Origin of the sequence: Rhizobium sp. SSA_523, from assembly GCF_030435705.1 — a bacterium.
Classification (GTDB): Bacteria; Pseudomonadota; Alphaproteobacteria; order Rhizobiales; family Rhizobiaceae; genus Neorhizobium.
Map to the genome: position 1 here is coordinate 3,422,895 of NZ_CP129382.1, position 19,078 is coordinate 3,441,972.

Consider the following 19,078-nt stretch of genomic DNA (forward strand, 5'->3'; position numbering starts at 1 on the left):
GCTGTCGGGTTTTTTTGCGTCCGCCGGGCGGCTGCTGGCGCGGGTCGTCGTCTCGACGCCTACCAGCGCAGGCCGACGCGGCCAAGCACGCCGCCGAGACAGGCAAGGCCGGCGATCCCCAGGGAATACCAGGTGGCGACGAAGAGGGGGGAATCGTCGGTGCAATGGGCTGCATAAAAGAGCGCGGCCAGCCCGCCCGAAACAAGCCCCGCCGTCACGCCGGCGAGGCGAGGGCGGGTGGGCGCGCCATGGCGAAGCGCCAGCAGGAGGATGAGGAGGGGGCCGAGGCCGATCGCCGGTATGGAGGTCAGGCAGATGGTAATATTGCTTCCCCACCAGACGCGGGCCCACTGGTCCGGAGAAACCGTCACAAGCTCCGCGACCACGTCCGTCGCAGCGGCAAGCGGCGCAGCAGCCATCAGCCAGACGGCCGCGCGCGGCCTTTCCAGGCCGGGACGCGACAGCGCTCGCAACAGATAGAAGCCCGTCGCGGCCAGGAGGAATGTCACCACGAATTTGAACAGGAAGCGCAGCGTTTCCGCTGCCGCTGCAAGATCTGGCCGCGGACCGAGCAGGAGAGAAAAGACCGCCGCGGCAATCACCGTTGCGCCTGCCGCCGCAATCCACAGAGCGCGGTCGAGAGGCATGGCTCTCCTCGCGGCATCCGCCTTGAGGCTGTTGATCAGGTCATCGGTGTGCATCTCATCTCCGTCCGAAGGTGGTCTTGATGGCCCGCAGACCCCTGTGCAGGGCGACACGCACCGCCGTTTCCGACATGCCGAATTTCGCCGCGGTCTCGCCGATCGAATGGCCCTCGATGGAGATCGCGGCCACCACCGAGCGCTGGCCGGGGGACAGATGCTCGAGGATCCGGCCGATGTCGCGCTCGCTCACAGTCTCGGTCTCCGCCTGCGCCACGGTTTCGGCAATCTCGGATATATCGATCTCGATCCGCCTGCCGCGCTTGCGAAAGGCGTCGATCAGCTTGTAGCGCGCAATGGCATAGACCCATGGCAGGACCGGCGCCTCGCTGTTCCACGTATGGCGCTTGGTGTGGATGGCGAGGAGCGTCTCCTGCACGATGTCTTCCGGATCGATGCCGCCATGCACGATCTTGCGCCGCGCAAAGCCGCGAACAAGGGCAGCGGCGCGCTGCAGAAAGGCGGCATAGGCATGTTCATCTCCTTCGAGCGCAGCCCGAAGAAGCGTCACAAGCTCTTGTTCGATCCTGCCGCTCAATCCCATGCCTCGCATTACGTGCGCGGATCCGCTTTTGTTACGCCCGCTGCGAATCTTGTCCAATGGGTCTATGTCGAACGGTCGGCGATGAGGCGATCACCACTTCGTGTAGAGCCGCAGCGGTAACGTCTTGTCCGCCTGGATCGAAGTCTGGGGACGCAAGCCGATGAACGGCCTTGCGAAGCCTCAAGAGGAGATCCCACATGAACCGTTCCACGCTCAGCCTTGTCCTGGCCGGCTCGCTTGCCGGCGCGCTCGCCTCCGCTGCCCATGCCGCGCCGCTGGCGCCGGAGAAGATGGTCGGCAACGAGAAATGTTACGGCATTGCGCTGAAGGGCCAGAATGATTGCGCAGCCGGCCCCGGCACCACCTGCGCCGGCACATCGACGGTGGATTACCAGGGCAATGCCTGGAAGGCCGTGCCTGCCGGCACCTGCACAACCATGAATGTCGACGGCCACAAGGGCATGCTGGAACCGGTCAAGAGCTGACGCGGCCGGCGATGACGGCGCGTGGCCCATCAACCCCGGGGCCACGCGCCGCATCGGCCCAACGCGCGAACCTTGCGGCTTTCGCACCGGAAAGCGCCGCGTCTGTGGAAGACCGCCAATGCCTTCATCTGTCACCAAGGGAGGACAGTCATGACCGATCTTGCCAAGAGCGCCGCCCTGCCGGCCCGGGCCGGCCTCGGCCTCAAGCCGCAGCATTACGAGCTTATTCTCGGCACGCGACCCGATATCGGCTTCTTCGAAGTGCATGCCGAGAATTACATGGGGGCCGGCGGGCCGCCGCATCGCTATCTGGAGGCGGTGAGAGATCTCTATTGCCTGTCTCTCCATGGCGTCGGGCTGTCGATCGGTGCCGCCCGGACGCTGGACAAGGTCCATCTCAAGCGGCTTCGCGCGCTTGTCGACCGCTATCGGCCGCAGAGCTTTTCCGAACATCTGGCCTGGTCGACCCATGATGCCGGCTTCCTGAACGATCTCCTGCCGCTGCCCTATACGCAGGAAACGCTGGCCCGCGTCGTCGACCATGTCGACGAGACCCAGCAATGGCTCGGTCGCCAAATGCTACTGGAAAACCCCTCCACCTATATCCTGTTCTCGGACTCGACGATCGACGAGGTGGATTTCCTGGCGGAAATCGCCGATCGCACGGGTTGCGGGCTGCTGCTGGATGTCAACAATGTCATGGTCTCGGCCGTCAATCACGGGCTGGATCCGCTCGCTTACCTGCAGCGTTTTCCCATGGACAGGGTCCAGGAAATGGATCTCGCCGGGTATGACGAGACGACGGACGGGGCCGGCGACCGGCTTCTGATCGATGCCCATGGAAGCGCCGTGAAAGCGGATGTGATGGCGCTCTACCAATCCGCATTGGCGCTTGCCGGGCCAAAGCCGACTTTGATCGAATGGGATAACGAGGTTCCCGATTTCGCCACGCTGCAGGCGGAGGCGGACCGCACGGACCGGATGCTCTCGGATTTCGGGTCCGGCACGGCCCATCGGGCCGCATGACCATGGATCTTGCCGAACGTCAGCGGGCCTTTGCCCTTGCTTTATGCAATCCCGGTCACACTGTGCCGGATGGCGTCACGACGTCACGCGGCGTCCCGGACGATCTTCGCTTCGCCGTCTACCGCAATAATGTCCATGTCAGCCTCACGACGGCGCTCGCGCAGCGGTTTCCGGTGACGCACAGGCTGGTCGGCGATGCATTCTTCACCGGCATGGCGCGCGTCTATGCGGCCGACCACAAGCCGTCCTCGCCGCTGATCATGGAGTATGGTGACGATTTTCCGGATTTCGTCGCGGCCTTCCCGCCTGCCGCCTCGCTGGATTATCTTCCCGATCTCGCACGGATAGAGGTCGCTTGGACAAGGGCCTATCACGCCGCCGATCGAAGGCCACTTGCGCCGGCTTCGCTACTGCGGATCGCAGATGCGGACCTCGCCTCTCTGTCGCTTATCCCGCATCCCTCGGCAGGACTTGTCTTCTCCCGCTTCCCGGCCGGCAGTATCTGGAGCGCGCATCAGGAGCCGGTTCTTCGCGCCGTTTCCCACCGCTCGGCGGAGACGGTGCTGGTCGTGCGGCCGGCGTTGCAGGTCTTGGTCCATGTTCTGCCGCCGCAGGATGCCGGTTTTGCCGCCGATCTCCTGGCGGGGCTGCCGCTTGGGGAGGCCGCCGGGAAGGCCCTGGACGAGAACCGGGAATTTGACTTCGGAGCGGCGCTGGTAGGCCTTGTCGGCCTTGGCGCCTTCTGCAGCTTCCACCCATTAGAAGGAGAGGGATAATGACGGACAAGGCATCTGCAAGGGGTCCTGCATCTGCCACGAACAGGGCAGGGGCGAGGGGCCGAGGCGCGGCGCTGCGGCGCATGCATTCACGCATGGAGGCGAGCTTGGCCAGGATCCCGCGATCTCTGCCGCTGCTGGCGCTCCGCGTCGCGCTCGCAATCCCCTTCTTCAAATCGGGCCTGACGAAGTGGGATGGCTTTCTCACCCTCTCCACCGGCGCCCGCTATCTTTTCGAACAGGAGTTCCGGCTGCATCTCTTCGGCAGTGACTATCCTTATCCCCTCCCGCTGACCATGGCGGCGGCGGCGGGGATTGCCGAGCTGGTCCTGCCGATCCTCCTGGTTCTCGGTCTCTTCACCCGCTATGCCGCCCTGGCACTGCTGATCATGACCGCCGTCATCCAGATCACCCTTCCGGAAGGCTGGGCGAATTTTCATCTTCCCTGGGCGGCCATGGCGCTGACGCTCATCGTCTTTGGCGGCGGCAGGCTGGCTCTCGACAACGTCATAACCCCGCTGCCCCTGCATGCCGATCGCAGACCGGCCGGCTGACGCACAAGCTGGACATCGACAGGAGCCAGGCAACAACAGACACACATCAGGAAGACCCGCGGCGCCTCAGCCTTTCGGGTCTCCGCTCCCATGCTTCCGAGTGTCGGGGAGAGGCATGGCGCTCGAGCGGCGCTGCTGCAGTGCGAAAAAGGCGGGGGCGCCCATCGCGGCCCCGTCTCCCGTTATTTTAGTACATGATTAGTTCTTCTGGCGCTCCTGGGTGCTTTGCTTGAGAACATAAGCATATACATCCATCAGAAAATAAAAATATCCTATCGTTTATGAAAGCATATTAAGAGGTTATCAGATGGAATATCTATGGGTATGCTTCATGAAAAACTCGGTAAAAATCCGGATAACCCCTAAATGAACTACAGTAGACTTATGAAGTTCCCCGCTGGTTTTACGTTATAGCCTCAGGCATCCATATAGAACACCTGATCTGTTTTCGAATAGGCCGAATCAATACTCAGATGGGCGCAAAAACAGACTGCGGCGAGCTAGAAAATTAATGTAAAATTAAAGGCTGGACTCGCATATTGTCGACTAAGATTTTATCGAATGCCGTCCAGTGCGCAGGCGAAGTGATTCGCATGGGCCATTGGCTGCAAAGCATGGCGTAGAGGTCGAAGCACACGCTTCGAAAGCATGAAGCCCCTCGGATGCAAGACTCGCGCGAGTCATGTTGTAATCATCAACCTTCGGTCTGCTTGACCTATGTTGCATCGCCACCGTGAGACGGTGCGATGCCAAGGTCTGTGCTGGAGGGCGCCCCCGGCGCCTTCGATCCTTCATGAGCATTCGGCTCTGGCGGGATCGGCGAGAAGGTCATTGCCACAGTGAACTATCCGAACAAAGGGCTCACATAGATGACATCGATCGTCGCATCTTTGACCATTAACCAGATCAAGTCACTGTCCACTGACTCGATCGCCGCGCTGAAATCCACCGATATCGCTGCGCTGAGCGTCGCGCAGATCAAGGTCCTGAGCTCCAACCAGATCGCCGCTCTCCAGACGGAAGACATCACCGCCCTGAGCGCATCGCAAATCGCGGCAATCTCCACGGCCGGCGTGCTGGGCCTTACCCTTGACCAGGTGTCGGCACTGTCGTCCAGCCAGGTTGCCGGCATGGGCACCATGCAGATCGCCGCGCTCTATGTCAGCCAGATCGAGCAGCTTTCCTCGTCCCAGGTCGAAGCGCTCACGGCAAACCAGATCGGCAGTCTCTCGTCTGCCAAGCTTGCGGCGCTCGCCACCGATGAGCTGGCAACCTTCACCACGGCGGAAATCGCCGCCATCCGTACCGCCACCTTGAGCGGCCTCACCACGACCCAGCTGAGCTCGCTTGCAAGCGACAAGATCGCGGCTCTTACGGCGGCGCAGGTGGGCATTCTGACCACCGATAAGGTCGCCGTCCTGAGCTCTTCTCAGGTCGCCGCGCTCACCACCAACCAGATCAGCGCTCTCACCACCCGCCAGATCGCAGCCCTCTCCACCGATGCCGTGACGGGTCTGCGAACGGACCAGATCGCCCTTCTGACGAAGGCGCAGGTCGTCGCTCTGAATACCGATCAGCTGGTGGCTCTGGGAACAGGGCAGATTGCTGCGCTGACCTCCGCCCAGATCTCCGGCCTGAGCGCTGACGATATCGGCGCCCTGTCGTCGGATGATCTTGCCACCTTCACCACCGGCGAACTGGCTTCGATCACCACGGCCGCCCTTGCCGGCCTCTCCACCACGACGCTCTCGACGCTTGCTTCGTCGCAGATCGCAGCGCTGACCAAGGCACAGGTGACCTCGCTCACCACCGACAAGGTCGCGGTTCTGACCTCCGGCCAGCTTGAAGGCCTGACCAGCACCCAGCTCAGCGGCCTGACGGGCCGGCAGATCCAGGCGCTCTCCACCGCGGCGCTGGCCGGCCTCGGCTCGGCTCAGATCGCGGTTCTGTCGACGGCCCAGGTCGCCGCGCTTTCGACCGACCAGGTTGCCGCCATGGCTTCCAGCCAGATCGAAGCGCTGACCAGCGGCCAGATCGGTGCCCTGACCTCGGCCCAGCTCGGCGCCATGGCTTCGGAGGACATCGCCGCCTTCACCACGACGGAGATCTCCCGCATCAGCACGGCCGCTTTGGCCGGTCTCTCCACGGCAACGCTCTCGTCGATCGCCTCCTCCCAGATCGCCGCTTTGACCAAGGCGCAGGTGACCTCGCTCACCACCGACAAGGTGGCCACGTTGAGCTCGGCGCAGCTTGAAGGCCTGACCAGTGTCCAGATCAGCGGATTGAGCACGCGCCAGGTCGCCGCCCTGACCACCGATGCGCTGGCCGGTCTCGGCTCGGCCCAGATCGCCGCTCTGTCGGTTGCCCAGGTTCGCAGCCTGACGACGGACCAGATCGCCGCGCTGAGCTCCTCGCAGATCGAGGCTTTCACCTCGTCGCAGGCCATCGGCCTCTCCTCGGCACAGCTTGCCGCGATGAGCTCCGACGATATTGCCGCCTTTGCCACCAACGAGATTGCTGCCCTCAGCATCGGCGCCCTGACCGGCCTGTCGACCGGCATCGTCTCGGGCATGGCCTCCTCGCAGATCGCAGCTCTGACCAAGGCGCAGGTTGCCTCGCTCACCACCGACAAGCTCGCCGCCCTCGGCTCCGACCAGGTCGGCGCGCTCACAACGTCGCAGCTTGCCAGCCTCTCCACCCGTCAGCTGACGGCCCTCGCCACCGATGCGCTGGCCGGCCTCAGCTCGGGTCAGGTCGCCTCGCTCAGCAAGCTCCAGGTGGGTGCGCTGACGACCGATCAGCTGGCGGCTCTCTCCACCGCCCAGATCGAAGCCTTCACCAGCGTCCAGATCTCCGGCCTGAGCGCTGACGATATCGGCGCCCTGTCGTCGGATGATCTTGCCACCTTCACCACCGGCGAACTGGCCTCGATCACCACGGCCGCCCTTGCCGGCCTCTCCACCACGACGCTCTCGACGCTTGCTTCGTCGCAGATCGCCGCTCTGACCAAGGCACAGGTGACCTCGCTCACCACCGACAAGGTCGCGGTTCTGACCTCCGGCCAGCTCGAAGGCCTGACCAGCACCCAGATCAGCGGCCTGACGGGCCGGCAGATCCAGGCGCTCTCCACCGCGGCGCTGGCCGGCCTCGGCTCGGCTCAGATCGCGGTTCTGTCGACGGCCCAGGTCGCCGCCCTTTCGACCGACCAGGTCGCCGCCATGGCTTCCAGCCAGATCGAAGCGCTGACCAGCGGCCAGATCGGTGCCCTGACCTCGGCCCAGCTCGGCGCCATGGCTTCGGAGGACATCGCCGCCTTCACCACGACGGAGATCTCCCGCATCAGCACGGCCGCTTTGGCCGGTCTCTCCACGGCAACGCTCTCGTCGATCGCCTCCTCGCAGATCGCCGCTTTGACCAAGGCGCAGGTGACCTCGCTTACCACCGACAAGGTGGCCACGTTGAGCTCGGCGCAGCTTGAAGGCCTGACCAGTGTCCAGATCAGCGGATTGAGCACGCGCCAGGTCGCCGCCCTGACCACCGATGCGCTGGCCGGTCTCGGCTCGGCCCAGATCGCCGCTCTGTCGGTTGCCCAGGTTCGCAGCCTGACGACGGACCAGATCGCCGCGCTGAGCTCCTCGCAGATCGAGGCTTTCACCTCGTCGCAGGCCATCGGCCTCTCCTCGGCACAGCTTGCCGCGATGAGCTCCGACGATATTGCCGCCTTTGCCACCAACGAGATTGCTGCCCTCAGCATCGGCGCCCTGACCGGCCTGTCGACCGGCATCGTCTCGGGCATGGCCTCCTCGCAGATCGCAGCTCTGACCAAGGCGCAGGTTGCCTCGCTCACCACCGACAAGCTCGCCGCCCTCGGCTCCGACCAGGTCGGCGCGCTCACAACGTCGCAGCTTGCCAGCCTCTCCACCCGTCAGCTGACGGCCCTCGCCACCGATGCGCTGGCCGGCCTCAGCTCGGGTCAGGTCGCCTCGCTCAGCAAGCTCCAGGTGGGTGCGCTGACGACCGATCAGCTGGCGGCTCTCTCGACCGCCCAGATCGAAGCCTTCACCAGCGTCCAGATCTCCGGCCTGAGCGCTGACGATATCGGCGCCCTGTCGTCGGACGATCTTGCCACCTTCACCACCGGCGAACTGGCCTCGATCACCACGGCCGCCCTTGCCGGCCTCTCCACCACGACGCTCTCGACGCTTGCTTCGTCGCAGATCGCCGCTCTGACCAAGGCTCAGGTGACCTCGCTCACCACCGACAAGGTCGCGGTTCTGACCTCCGGCCAGCTCGAAGGCCTGACCAGCACCCAGATCAGCGGCCTGACGGGCCGGCAGATCCAGGCGCTCTCCACCGCGGCGCTGGCCGGCCTCGGCTCGGCTCAGATCGCGGTTCTGTCGACGGCCCAGGTCGCCGCCCTTTCGACCGACCAGGTCGCCGCCATGGCTTCCAGCCAGATCGAAGCGCTGACCAGCGGCCAGATCGGTGCCCTGACGGCAACCCAGCTCGGCGCCATGGCTTCGGAAGACATCGCAGCCTTCTCGACCGCCGAGATCGCCGCGATCAAGACCGCAACGCTTGCCGGCCTCTCCACCACGACGCTCTCGACACTTGCTTCCTCGCAGATCGCCGCTCTGACCAAGGCGCAGGTCACCTCGCTCACCACCGACAAGGTGGCGGCTTTGACCTCCGCACAGCTCGGTGCCTTGACGACGGGACAGGTCTCCGGCCTGACCAACCGTCAGCTGACTGCCCTGACCACGGATGCGCTGGCCGGTCTGACGACCGATCAGGTCGCCTCGCTGAGCACTGCCCAGGTGGCGGCGCTTGACACGGCGCAGCTGGCGGCTCTGTCCACCAGCCAGATCGCGGCCCTGACCACTGCGCAGGTCGGAGCACTCGGCGCCGACGATATCGGAGCCCTGTCGTCCGACGACATCGCCACCTTCTCCACCGAGGAGCTGTCGAAGATCACGACCGCAGCCCTTGCCGGCCTCTCCACGGCCACGCTCTCGACGCTCGCTTCGTCGCAGATCGCAGCCTTGACCAAGGCCCAGGTCGCCTCGCTCACCACCGACAAGGTGGCAAGCCTGAGCTCGGGGCAGCTCGAGGGCCTGACCAGCAACCAGATCAGCGGATTGAGCACGCGTCAGGTCGCCGCTCTCTCTACCGATGCGCTGGCCGGTCTCGGCTCCGGCCAGATCGTTGCTCTCTCCGCTGCCCAGGTGGGCAGCCTCTCCACCGACCAGCTTGCCGCCATGGCCTCCAGCCAGATCGAAGCGCTCACCAGCGCCCAGATCGGCGCGCTGACCAGCGCCCAGCTCGCTGCCATGGCCTCGGAGGATATTGCAGCCTTCTCGACCGATGAGATCGCGGCCATCAAGACCTCCTCGCTTGCCGGTCTCTCCACCGCCACGCTCTCGACGCTTGCTTCGTCGCAGATCGCAGCGCTGACCAAGGCTCAGGTCACCTCGCTCACCACCGACAAGGTCGCGGTTCTGACCTCCGGCCAGCTCGAAGGCCTGACCAGCAACCAGCTCAGCGGCCTGACGAGCCGGCAGATCCAGGCGCTTTCCACCGATGCGCTGGCCGGCCTCGGCTCGGCCCAGATCGCGGTTCTGTCGACGGCCCAGGTCGCCGCGCTTTCGACCGACCAGGTTGCCGCCCTGGCTTCCAGCCAGATCGAAGCGCTGACCAGCGGCCAGATCGGTGCCCTGACGGCAACCCAGCTCGGCGCCATGGCTTCGGAAGACATCGCAGCCTTCTCGACCGCCGAGATCGCCGCGATCAAGACCGCAACGCTTGCCGGCCTCTCCACCACGACGCTCTCGACACTTGCTTCGTCGCAGATCGCCGCTCTGACCAAGGCGCAGGTCACCTCCCTCACGACCGACAAGGTGGCGGCTTTGACCTCCGCACAGCTCGGTGCCTTGACGACGGGACAGGTCTCCGGCCTGACCAACCGTCAGCTGACTGCCCTGACCACGGATGCGCTGGCCGGTCTGACGACCGATCAGGTCGCCTCGCTGAGCACTGCCCAGGTGGCGGCGCTCGACACGGCGCAGCTGGCGGCTCTGTCCACCAGCCAGATCGCGGCCCTGACCACTGCGCAGGTCGGAGCACTCGGCGCCGACGATATCGGAGCCCTGTCGTCCGACGACATCGCCACCTTCTCCACCGAGGAGCTGTCGAAGATCACGACCGCAGCCCTTGCCGGCCTCTCCACGGCCACGCTCTCGACGCTCGCTTCGTCGCAGATCGCAGCCTTGACCAAGGCCCAGGTCTCCTCGCTCACCACCGACAAGGTGGCAAGCCTGAGCTCGGGGCAGCTCGAAGGCCTGACCAGCAACCAGATCAGCGGATTGAGCACGCGTCAGGTCGCCGCTCTCTCCACCGATGCGCTGGCCGGTCTCGGCTCCGGCCAGATCGTTGCTCTCTCCGGTGCCCAGGTGGGCAGCCTCTCCACCGACCAGCTTGCCGCCATGGCCTCCAGCCAGATCGAAGCGCTCACCAGCGCCCAGATCGGCTCGCTGACCAGCGCCCAGCTCGCTGCCATGGCCTCGGAGGATATCGCAGCCTTCTCGACCGATGAGATCGCGGCCATCAAGACCTCCTCGCTTGCCGGCCTCTCCACCGCCACGCTCTCGACGCTTGCTTCGTCGCAGATCGCAGCGCTGACCAAGGCTCAGGTCACCTCGCTCACCACCGACAAGGTCGCGGTTCTGACCTCCGGCCAGCTCGAAGGCCTGACCAGCAACCAGCTCAGCGGCCTGACGGGCCGGCAGATCGAGGCGCTTTCCACCGATGCGCTGGCCGGCCTCGGCTCGGCCCAGATCGCGGTGCTGTCGACGGCCCAGATTGCCGCCCTCTCGACCGATCAGGTTGCCGCCCTGGCCTCCAGCCAGATCGAAGCGCTGACCAGCGGCCAGATCGGTGCCCTGACGGCCACCCAGCTCGGCGCCATGGCTTCGGAAGACATCGCCGCCTTCTCGACCGCCGAGATCGCCGCAATCAAGACCGCAACGCTTGCCGGGCTTTCGACCGGTACGCTCGCCACGATCGCCTCGTCGCAGATCGCCGCTCTGACCAAGGCACAGATCTCTTCGCTCACCACCGACAAGGTGGCGGTCCTCAGCTCCACGCAGCTTGAGGCTCTGACAAGCGACCAGATCGATGGTCTGACGTCGAGACAGATCACCGCTCTGTCGACGGATGCTCTTGCCGGCCTCAGCAGCGGCCAGATCGCATCGCTCAACGAGGCCCAGATGGCCGGGTTGACGACGGATCAGATCGTCGCAATGGCGTCCAGCCAGATCGAAGCGCTGACCAGCGGCCAGATCGGCTCGCTGAGCTCCGCCCAGCTGGCGGCAATGGCTTCCGAGGATATCGCGGCCTTCGCCACAGACGATGTTGCGGCCATCAAGACCGCAGCCCTTGCCGGCCTCTCCACGGCAACGCTCTCGACGATCGCTTCGTCGCAGATCGCAGCCTTGACCAAGGCCCAGGTCTCCTCGCTCACCACCGACAAGGTGGCTGTGCTTGGCTCGGCCCAGATCGGCGCACTGACCTCCACGCAGCTGAGCGGCCTCGCGGCCTCCCAGGTGGCGGCCATCACGACCGATGCACTGGCGGGACTCACCACCGATCAGGTTGCCTCTCTCTCGGCGGCTCAGGTGGCAGCGTTGACGACCGGTCAGCTCGACGCCTTCTCGACGGGACAGGTTGCGGCGCTGACAACGGCGCAGATCAGCTCGCTGAGCTCGGAAGATATCGCCACCCTGTCTTCGGATGACATTGCCACCTTCTCGACCGAGGAACTGGGCAAGATCACCACCGGAGCGCTGGCCGGCATGTCGACTGCGACCCTGTCTTCTCTGGCATCCTCGCAGATCGTCGGACTGAGCAAGGGACAGATCACCTCGCTCACCACGGACAAGGTCTCGGTGCTCGGGTCCAACCAGATCCAGGCTTTGACCTCCGATCAGCTGGCAGGACTGTCCGTCCAGCAGGTGAGGTCGCTGACGACCAGTGCCCTGTCCGGCCTCCAGAGCGGCCAGATCGCGGCCCTGGCCGGCCTGCAGGTGGCGGCGCTCACGACGGAACAGCTTTCGGCCATGGCCTCCAGCCAGATCGAAGCGCTGACCACGTCGCAGATCGCCGGACTGAACTCGGCACAGATCGCCGCACTGGAAACCGAAGACTTCAAGACCTTCAGCACGGCGGAGATCGCATCGATCCGGACGTCGGCCCTGTCGGGCTTGCAGACCGAGGACCTGGCATCGCTCAGCACGGATCAGCTGGCCGCCTTCACCAGCGACCAGATGGCAAAGTTCGACTCCGATCAGGTTGCCGCGATCATCAATGCCTATGCCAATAACTGACGATCACTCCTGAAGCATTCCTGCGGCGCGGATCTTCCGCGCCGCATTTTTTATTGCAAATCTTCTGGCGATGACGGCGTACCCTGGGTATTTCCAGCTTTGCGCAAGTTCAATTGGATAGGAAGGACTAGACGCGCAAGAGCGTCATCCAGCCCATCAAGGACAGAGGCGCCGTCGCAGAATGACATTGAACGTCACAGATCCGCACATACCGCAGGTGGTTTCCGCCCTGTCCGACAAGATCAGCCTGATCAAGCAGCAGAAGCTCTCGCTTCTCGAAGTGCTGCAACTGGCGGATGATCTTTCCGCTGCCGGGCAAAAGGCGGCCGCCGCCGAGGTCTACAAGAACTGGGTGGCCTTCAATCCCGACAATCCGCTGATCCACGTCGCCTACTTCAATTACGGCGTCGCGCTCAACCATGCCGGCGATGCGGCCGGCGCCATTCAGGCTCTGCGGGCCTGCGTCAAGTTCGAGCCGGGTTTCGGCCCCGCCCATATCAATCTCGGCCGGGTGCTGGAAGATAGCGGCCAGCTGGTCCAGGCCGTCCAGCAATGGCAGGCCTATGCGGCAGAGACAGCCGATGTCGTTCCGGACCGCGTTTCTCACCGCCAGATGGCGCTGCAGAATATCGGGCGCGTGCTGGAATCCGCCGACCAGATGGACGATGCGGAAAAGAGCCTGCTGGCAGCCTTCGAATTGCAGCCCTCGCATCTGGAGAACGGACAGCACTGGGCCTCGCTGCGGCAAAGGCAGTGCAAGTGGCCTGTGCTGGCGCCGTCCGGCCATGTGACGGAACGGCAGATGCTGGATGCCATGTCGTCGCTCACCCTGAGCTGCTACAGCGACGATCCGCTTTTCCAGCTGGCCAAGGCTTACAAATACAATCGCGCGCTGTTTGGCAGCCGTCCCGCGCTGGATCGCGGCGCAAGGGGCGTGGTGCGGCCAAGACTCGCGTCCGGTCAACGAATCCGCGTCGGCTATCTGTCGTCCGACCTGCGCGATCACGCGGTGGGGTTCGCCCTTGTCGAGGTGCTGGAACTGCATGACAAGAGCAAGGTCGAGGTCTACGCCTATTACTGCGGCGAGCGCCGGATCAACGATGCCACGCAGACCAGGATCAAGGCGGCCACCGATTGCTGGCGCGATATTGCCGCGATGACCGATGCCGAGGCGGCGGCGCAGATCAGTGCCGACGAGGTCGACATCCTGATCGACGTCAACGGCTATACCAAGCACGCCCGCCCCAAGATCTTCTCCTATCGGCCGGCGCCCGTCATCGTCAATTTCTGCGGCTATCCGGGATCGATGGGCAGCCCGTTCCACCAATATCTTATCGCCGATCCGGTGATCATTCCGCCCGGAAGCGAGATCTACTATTCGGAGAAAGTGCTCCGCATCCCCTGCAACCAGCCTCTCGACCGTAAGCGGCTGATTGCCGACATGCCGAGCCGCAAGGACGTCGGCCTGCCGGAGGACAAGTTCGTCTTCGCCTCCTTCAACGGGATGCAGAAGATAACGCCGCAGGTCTTCATGCGCTGGCTTGCCATCCTCGCTTTGTCGCCAAACAGCGTGCTCTGGCTCTTGACCGGCGGCGAAGGCGTGGATCAGCGCCTGCGCGACATGGCCAAGGAGGCCAATATCGGTCCCGAGCGGCTGATCTTTGCGGCCAAGGCGGCCAATCCGAAGCATCTCGCGCGGATCGCCCTGGCCGATCTGTTTCTCGACACTTTCCCCTATGGCGCTCATTCCACCGCAGCCGATTCCATCACCCGCGGACTGCCGGTGCTGACCATGCCCGGCAAGAGCTTTGCCGCGCGGTTCTGTGCAAGCGTCGTGACGGCCGCCGGCGCGCCGGAACTTCTCTGTGCTTCGCCTGAGGATTACATCCGCAAGGCCGTGGAATTCGCCCGTGCGCCGCAGACGCTGCTGGCAATCCGCGAATCGCTGAAGCGCCAGCGCGAGGCCTGCGTGCTGCGCGACATGCCCGCAACGACCCGCCAGCTCGAGGCGCTGTTGCACGAGATGCAGGAGGATGCGGAAGAGGGCAGGGTGCCTGTGCCGGACCTCTCCAACCTCGACATCTATTACGAGATCGGGGCGGAACTCGCCCAGACCCCGGTGGAATTCGAGACCGAGGAGGCCTATCGGGCCCGCTACCGCGAACGGCTTGCCGAATGGCATGATTACATGCCCCTGCCGGCGGACAATAAGCTCTGGCCGGCCTCCGGCTCCGATCCGGCTTGACGGGATCGGCCGCAGCCTCCGGTCGACCGCCCGCTCCGGGTGGCGGCCGGGCTGCCGCACTCTCCGGTTCCGCTCTGTCCCGAAGATTAGAAGACGGCAGCTCCTGCTGCCTTGCGGCCTGTATATGAACCCGCATCGCACCGTCACGATGCTTGTTGCGACCCACCGTCACCCCACTCGAAGCCGAGGCCCCCATGGCTCCCGTAATTCTCGTCACCTTCGCCGGCCGGCAAAAGCGCATGAGCGTTCTCACGCGCTATATCCGCAAGGCGCTCGACCTCGGCATCATCGATGAATGGCATGTCTGGGATTTCACCCGCTCGCCGGAGGATCATGACTGGGTCACGGCCGAATTCGGACCGGTGCGGTTCATGGGGTCGAAAGTGCCCTATCAGGCGAAGGCAGAGCTGTCGGTGCGCGCCGCCTTCCGCGCCAGCATGGCAATCACCAATGATCTCCATATCGCCCTGCTTCCGGAGAATGATCCCGAGCATTTCTACGAACTGGTGATCGGCGGATGGAACAACCAGGCCTCCGCCCTGCGCAAATGCCCAAGAGACCAGCTTGGCCATGCCGACCGCAGCGAGCCGGTCAATCTCTGGTCGAAGATCACGCCCGGCATATTGTCGCCGGGTGCCGAGAATGCCGTGGTGATCAGCCTGTCGCCGGACGGCGTGGCGACCCTGGAGGTCAATTCGGTCGTGGTCGGCGAATGGCCGGATCTCGACATCGGCGGCAAGACCGAGGTCATGGTCCGCGGCGGCTGGGGCGGCAATCTCGAAATCTGCGATGCGAAGGCACCGGTCCGCCGCTATATCGGCAATCCCAACGAGCCCATGCCGTATTGGCAGGCCTATGATTATTACGCGCGGCGCCTGTCGCAATTCACAGATGCCGTTTTCCTGAAATGCGACGATGATATCGTCTATCTCGACCTGGACCGGCTCTCGGGCTTCATCGACGCCCGCCGCCGTCACCCGCATTATTTCCTGCTCTCGGCCAATGTCATCAATAACGGGATATGCGCGCATCTGCAGCAGCAGGCCGGAAGCCTTCCTGCAACGCTTGGCACCTTCGAGCACCCGCCGGGCGGCTTCGGTGGCAGCCTGTGGCAGAGCGGCGAAAGGGCGGTGGCCCTGCACGAACACTTCCTGCAATCACCCGACAAGCGCTTCCCGCTCTCGGCGCCGCTCGTCGAATGGACCGACCGCCAATCGATCAACTTCATCGCCTGGCTCGGCCGGGACATCATCCATATGGCCCTGGCGCCCGGCGATGACGAGCGCGTGCTGACAGTGGATCTGCCCGCCTATCTAGGCCGCACCTGCGCCATCCATTCCGATTTCGTCGTCAGCCATCTGAGTTTCGGGCCGCAGGAGCGCGGCGCCGATTTCGAGGGGCTGGTCGATCACTATGATGCGCTGATGCAGGAGCGGCTGTCGGTCTAGACCAGGCCGGCGGCATCCAGGCTTTGCCGTCTGTCGTTTAGCTCTGGCGAAAACGCTGCTGCAGGAAATCATCGATCCGCGCCGCCAGTTCATCGGCGGGGCCGGCCGTCGTGTCGAGGCGCAGTTCCGGCGATTCCGGGGGTTCATAAGGAGAACTGACGCCGGTGAAATTGGCCAGCTGGCCGGACATCGCCTTCTTGTAGAGACCTTTCGGATCCCGCTCGGCGCAGACCGAAAGCGGCGTGTCGACGAAGATCTCGACGAAATCGCCGTCCGGCATCATGGATCGGGCCATTTGCCGCTCGGCCCGGAAGGGCGAGATCAGACAGACGAGCACGATCAGCCCGGCATCCGCCATCAGCTTCGCCACTTCGGCGGTGCGACGGATGTTCTCCACCCGATCCTCCACCGTGAATCCAAGATCGCGGTTCAAGCCGTGGCGAAGGTTGTCGCCGTCGAGCATGTAGGTGTGGCGTCCCTTGGCCACCAGCAGCCGTTCGAGCGCATTGGCGATCGTCGATTTGCCGGCGCCGGACAAGCCGGTGAACCAGAGGACTGCAGGCGCCTGCGATTTCAGCTGCGATCGCAAGCTCCTGTCGACCGAGAGCGATTGCCAATGGACATTCAGCGCCCGGCGCAGGGGGAAGTCGATCATTCCCGCCGCGACGGTCGCATTGGTCATCCGGTCGATGAGAATGAAGTTGCCGGTCACCCGGTTGTCGCCATAGGCATCAAAGACCAGGGGCGCCTGCGTCGAGATATTGCAGACGCCCACCTCGTTCATCTGCAGCACCTTGGCCGCTTCATGTGCGAAGCTGTTGATGTTGACCTGGTATTTCAGGGTGGTGACGGTGGCGGCCGAGCTATGGTTTTCAGTCCGCAGGAGATAGGAGCGGCCGGGCACCATGGCGCTGGAATGGAACCAGATCAGCCGGGCCTGGAAATGATCGGCGACCGTCGGCCGCGCATCCGGCGGCGAAAACAGGTCGCCGCGCGAGGAATCCACCTCGTCTTCAAGCACGAGCGTCACCGCCTGGCCGGCCTCCGCAGAAGCAAGGTCGCCATCCATCGTCACGATGCGCTTGATGCGGCTCGGTTGGCCGGAGCGGGCGGTCACCACGGGCTGCCCCACCGCGACCGTCCCGGAGGCCACTTCGCCCGCAAAACCCCGGAACGCTTCGTCCGGCCGCACCACCAGCTGGACCGGAAAGCGGAAGCGCTTGGCCGTCAGGTCGTCATGGACATCCACCGCTTCCAGATGTTCGATCAGCGTCGGTCCCCGATACCAGGGCATGCGGGAGGAGCGGTTGGAGACATTATCGCCGAAGCGGGCAGAGAGCGGGATGGCCTGGATGCTGTCGAAGCCCAGCGTTTCGGCGAATTGCCGGTAGGAGTCGGAAATCGAGGTGAAAATCTCTTCGTCGAAGCCGGCGAGATCGATCTTGTTTACGGCCAGCACGACGTGGCGGATGCCGAGAAGCGAGGCGATGAAGGAGTGGCGGCGTGTCTGCGTCAACAGGCCCTGCCGCGCATCGACCAGCACGATGGCAAGATCGGCCGTCGAGGCGCCGGTGGCCATATTGCGGGTATATTCCTCATGGCCCGGCGTATCGGCGACAATGAATTTGCGCCGAGCCGTGGCAAAGAACCGGTAGGCGACGTCGATCGTGATGCCCTGCTCGCGCTCCGCTTCCAGGCCATCGACCAGAAGGGCGAAGTCGATCTCCTCGCCTGTCGTACCGAATCGCGAACTGTCGCGCTGCAGTGAGGTCATCTGGTCTTCGAAGATCGTCTTCGTATCGTGCAGCAGGCGGCCGATCAGTGTTGACTTGCCGTCATCCACCGATCCGCAGGTGAGAAACCGCAGCAGGGAGATCTCGTGATCGGGCGCCGAAGAGAGGGATGCTTGCGTCATCAGAAATAGCCCTCCTTCTTCTTGCGCTCCATCGAGCCGGTCTCGTCGCTGTCGATCAGCCGCCCCTGGCGTTCGGAGGTCCTGGCACCCAAGACCTCGCGCACCACCGCGTCGAGGTCTGCCGCGTCGGAGATGATCGCGCCGGTCAGCGGGTAGCAGCCAAGGGTGCGGAAGCGCACCGTCTTCATTTCGATGGTCTCGCCCGGTCGGAGGCGCAGGCGGTCGTCATCAACCATGATCAACGTGCCGTCACGGCTGACAACGGGCCGCGGCGCGGCGAAATAGAGCGGCACGATCGGAATGGATTCCTGCTGGATATATTGCCAGATATCGGCCTCGGTCCAGTTCGAAATGGGGAAGACGCGGATCGATTCGCCGGCGGTGATGCGGGTATTGTAGGTCTTCCACATTTCCGGACGCTGGCTCTTCGGATCCCAGGCCTGCTGCGCATTGCGGAAGGAGAAGATCCTCTCCTTCGCCCGCGACTTCTCCTCGTCACGCCTTGCACCGCCAAAGGCCGCATCGAAGCCGTAGGCGTCGAGCGCCTGGCGCAGACCCATGGTCTTCCAGATATGCGTGTGCATGCTGGAGCCGTGGTCGAAGGGGTTGATGTTCCGGGCGAGGCCTTCGGGATTCTGATGCACGAGGAGGTCCAAGCCATGCCTCTTCGCCATGGCGTCGCGGAAGCGAATCATCTCCTGGAACTTCCACGTCGTATCCACGTGCAGGAAGGGAAACGGAGGCTTGCGGGGAAAGAAGGCCTTCAGCGCGAGATGCATCATGACCGAGGAGTCCTTGCCCACGGAATACAGCATGACGGGCTTCGAAAAACTGGCCGCGACTTCCCGGAAGATGTGGATTGCCTCGGATTCCAGCCGCTGAAGATGGGAAAGAGCCATGATTTGCGTGCGTTCCGTTTCGGTCGCCGTCTGCCTAGCTGATTCCTGCTTAGGTGTTAACTGCTGAGTGAGATGTTACTAATTCAAAAGAAGCTTAAGCAATT

The 19,078-nt window shown here is 64.0% G+C and carries 11 protein-coding genes; 7 read left to right on the forward strand and 4 right to left on the reverse strand.

Annotated features, from left to right (window positions below):
• Window positions 1-59 precede the first annotated feature (59 nt).
• Together QTJ18_RS24525 and QTJ18_RS24530 are read right to left on the reverse strand one after the other, a co-directional pair.
• Window positions 60-701 (reverse strand): NrsF family protein, encoded by a 642-nt coding sequence (locus tag QTJ18_RS24525; RefSeq protein WP_252753777.1) that lies wholly within the window; start codon window positions 699-701, stop codon window positions 60-62.
• A 1-nt stretch (window position 702) separates the two neighbouring features.
• Window positions 703-1,239 carry a sigma-70 family RNA polymerase sigma factor gene (locus QTJ18_RS24530; RefSeq protein ID WP_252753778.1) on the reverse strand — a complete coding sequence of 179 codons (537 nt, stop codon included), beginning with the start codon at window positions 1,237-1,239 and terminating at the stop codon, window positions 703-705.
• A gap of 203 nt (window positions 1,240-1,442) precedes the next feature.
• Between QTJ18_RS24530 and QTJ18_RS24535 the strand changes: the two genes are divergently transcribed.
• The 7 genes from QTJ18_RS24535 to QTJ18_RS24565 all read left to right on the forward strand — a co-directional run bounded on the left by QTJ18_RS24535 (window position 1,443) and on the right by QTJ18_RS24565 (window position 16,160).
• Window positions 1,443-1,730 carry a BufA1 family periplasmic bufferin-type metallophore gene (locus QTJ18_RS24535; RefSeq protein ID WP_252753779.1) on the forward strand — a complete coding sequence of 96 codons (288 nt, stop codon included), beginning with the start codon at window positions 1,443-1,445 and terminating at the stop codon, window positions 1,728-1,730.
• Between the two features lie 150 nt (window positions 1,731-1,880).
• Window positions 1,881-2,756 (forward strand): MNIO family bufferin maturase, encoded by an 876-nt coding sequence (bufB, locus tag QTJ18_RS24540; protein WP_252753780.1) that lies wholly within the window; start codon window positions 1,881-1,883, stop codon window positions 2,754-2,756.
• Entirely contained in the window at window positions 2,753-3,532 is a 780-nt protein-coding gene (locus tag QTJ18_RS24545) for an HvfC/BufC N-terminal domain-containing protein (protein ID WP_252753781.1), read from the forward strand. Before bufB ends, QTJ18_RS24545 begins: the two co-directional genes overlap by 4 nt.
• An 83-nt stretch (window positions 3,533-3,615) precedes the next feature.
• Window positions 3,616-4,086: a DoxX family protein gene (locus QTJ18_RS24550; RefSeq protein WP_252753782.1), complete on the forward strand. Its 471-nt coding sequence runs from the start codon at window positions 3,616-3,618 to the stop codon at window positions 4,084-4,086.
• Window positions 4,087-4,955: 869 nt separating this feature from the next.
• The gene (locus tag QTJ18_RS24555; RefSeq protein ID WP_301557799.1) at window positions 4,956-12,467 is read left to right on the forward strand and encodes a beta strand repeat-containing protein; all 7,512 of its coding nucleotides are present in this window, start codon (window positions 4,956-4,958) and stop codon (window positions 12,465-12,467) included.
• Window positions 12,468-12,648: 181 nt separating this feature from the next.
• Window positions 12,649-14,712, forward strand: a complete 2,064-nt coding sequence (locus QTJ18_RS24560; protein ID WP_252753783.1) for an O-linked N-acetylglucosamine transferase, SPINDLY family protein — start codon at window positions 12,649-12,651, stop codon at window positions 14,710-14,712.
• A gap of 194 nt (window positions 14,713-14,906) precedes the next feature.
• Window positions 14,907-16,160: a DUF6250 domain-containing protein gene (locus QTJ18_RS24565; RefSeq protein WP_252753784.1), complete on the forward strand. Its 1,254-nt coding sequence runs from the start codon at window positions 14,907-14,909 to the stop codon at window positions 16,158-16,160.
• 37 nt (window positions 16,161-16,197) lie between these two features.
• Here QTJ18_RS24565 and cysN read toward each other — a convergent pair whose 3' ends face one another.
• Window positions 16,198-18,075: a sulfate adenylyltransferase subunit CysN gene (cysN, locus tag QTJ18_RS24570; RefSeq protein ID WP_289852125.1), complete on the reverse strand. Its 1,878-nt coding sequence runs from the start codon at window positions 18,073-18,075 to the stop codon at window positions 16,198-16,200.
• The gene (cysD, locus tag QTJ18_RS24575; RefSeq protein ID WP_252753785.1) at window positions 18,075-18,974 is read right to left on the reverse strand and encodes a sulfate adenylyltransferase subunit CysD; all 900 of its coding nucleotides are present in this window, start codon (window positions 18,972-18,974) and stop codon (window positions 18,075-18,077) included. Before cysD ends, cysN begins: the two co-directional genes overlap by 1 nt.
• Between the last annotated feature and the right edge of the window lie 104 nt (window positions 18,975-19,078).

Bases quoted from the DNA above. Each gene is read 5' to 3' on its own strand.
- QTJ18_RS24535 (WP_252753779.1), top strand. From the start codon at position 1,443: ATGAACCGTTCCACGCTCAGCCTTGTCCTGGCCGGCTCGCTTGCCGGC.
- QTJ18_RS24555 (WP_301557799.1), top strand. From the start codon at position 4,956: ATGACATCGATCGTCGCATCTTTGACCATTAACCAGATCAAGTCACTG.
- QTJ18_RS24545 (WP_252753781.1), top strand. From the start codon at position 2,753: ATGACCATGGATCTTGCCGAACGTCAGCGGGCCTTTGCCCTTGCTTTA.
- QTJ18_RS24525 (WP_252753777.1), bottom strand. From the start codon at position 701: ATGCACACCGATGACCTGATCAACAGCCTCAAGGCGGATGCCGCGAGG.
- bufB (WP_252753780.1), top strand. From the start codon at position 1,881: ATGACCGATCTTGCCAAGAGCGCCGCCCTGCCGGCCCGGGCCGGCCTC.
- QTJ18_RS24550 (WP_252753782.1), top strand. From the start codon at position 3,616: ATGCATTCACGCATGGAGGCGAGCTTGGCCAGGATCCCGCGATCTCTG.
- QTJ18_RS24565 (WP_252753784.1), top strand. From the start codon at position 14,907: ATGGCTCCCGTAATTCTCGTCACCTTCGCCGGCCGGCAAAAGCGCATG.
- QTJ18_RS24560 (WP_252753783.1), top strand. From the start codon at position 12,649: ATGACATTGAACGTCACAGATCCGCACATACCGCAGGTGGTTTCCGCC.
- cysD (WP_252753785.1), bottom strand. From the start codon at position 18,974: ATGGCTCTTTCCCATCTTCAGCGGCTGGAATCCGAGGCAATCCACATC.
- cysN (WP_289852125.1), bottom strand. From the start codon at position 18,075: ATGACGCAAGCATCCCTCTCTTCGGCGCCCGATCACGAGATCTCCCTG.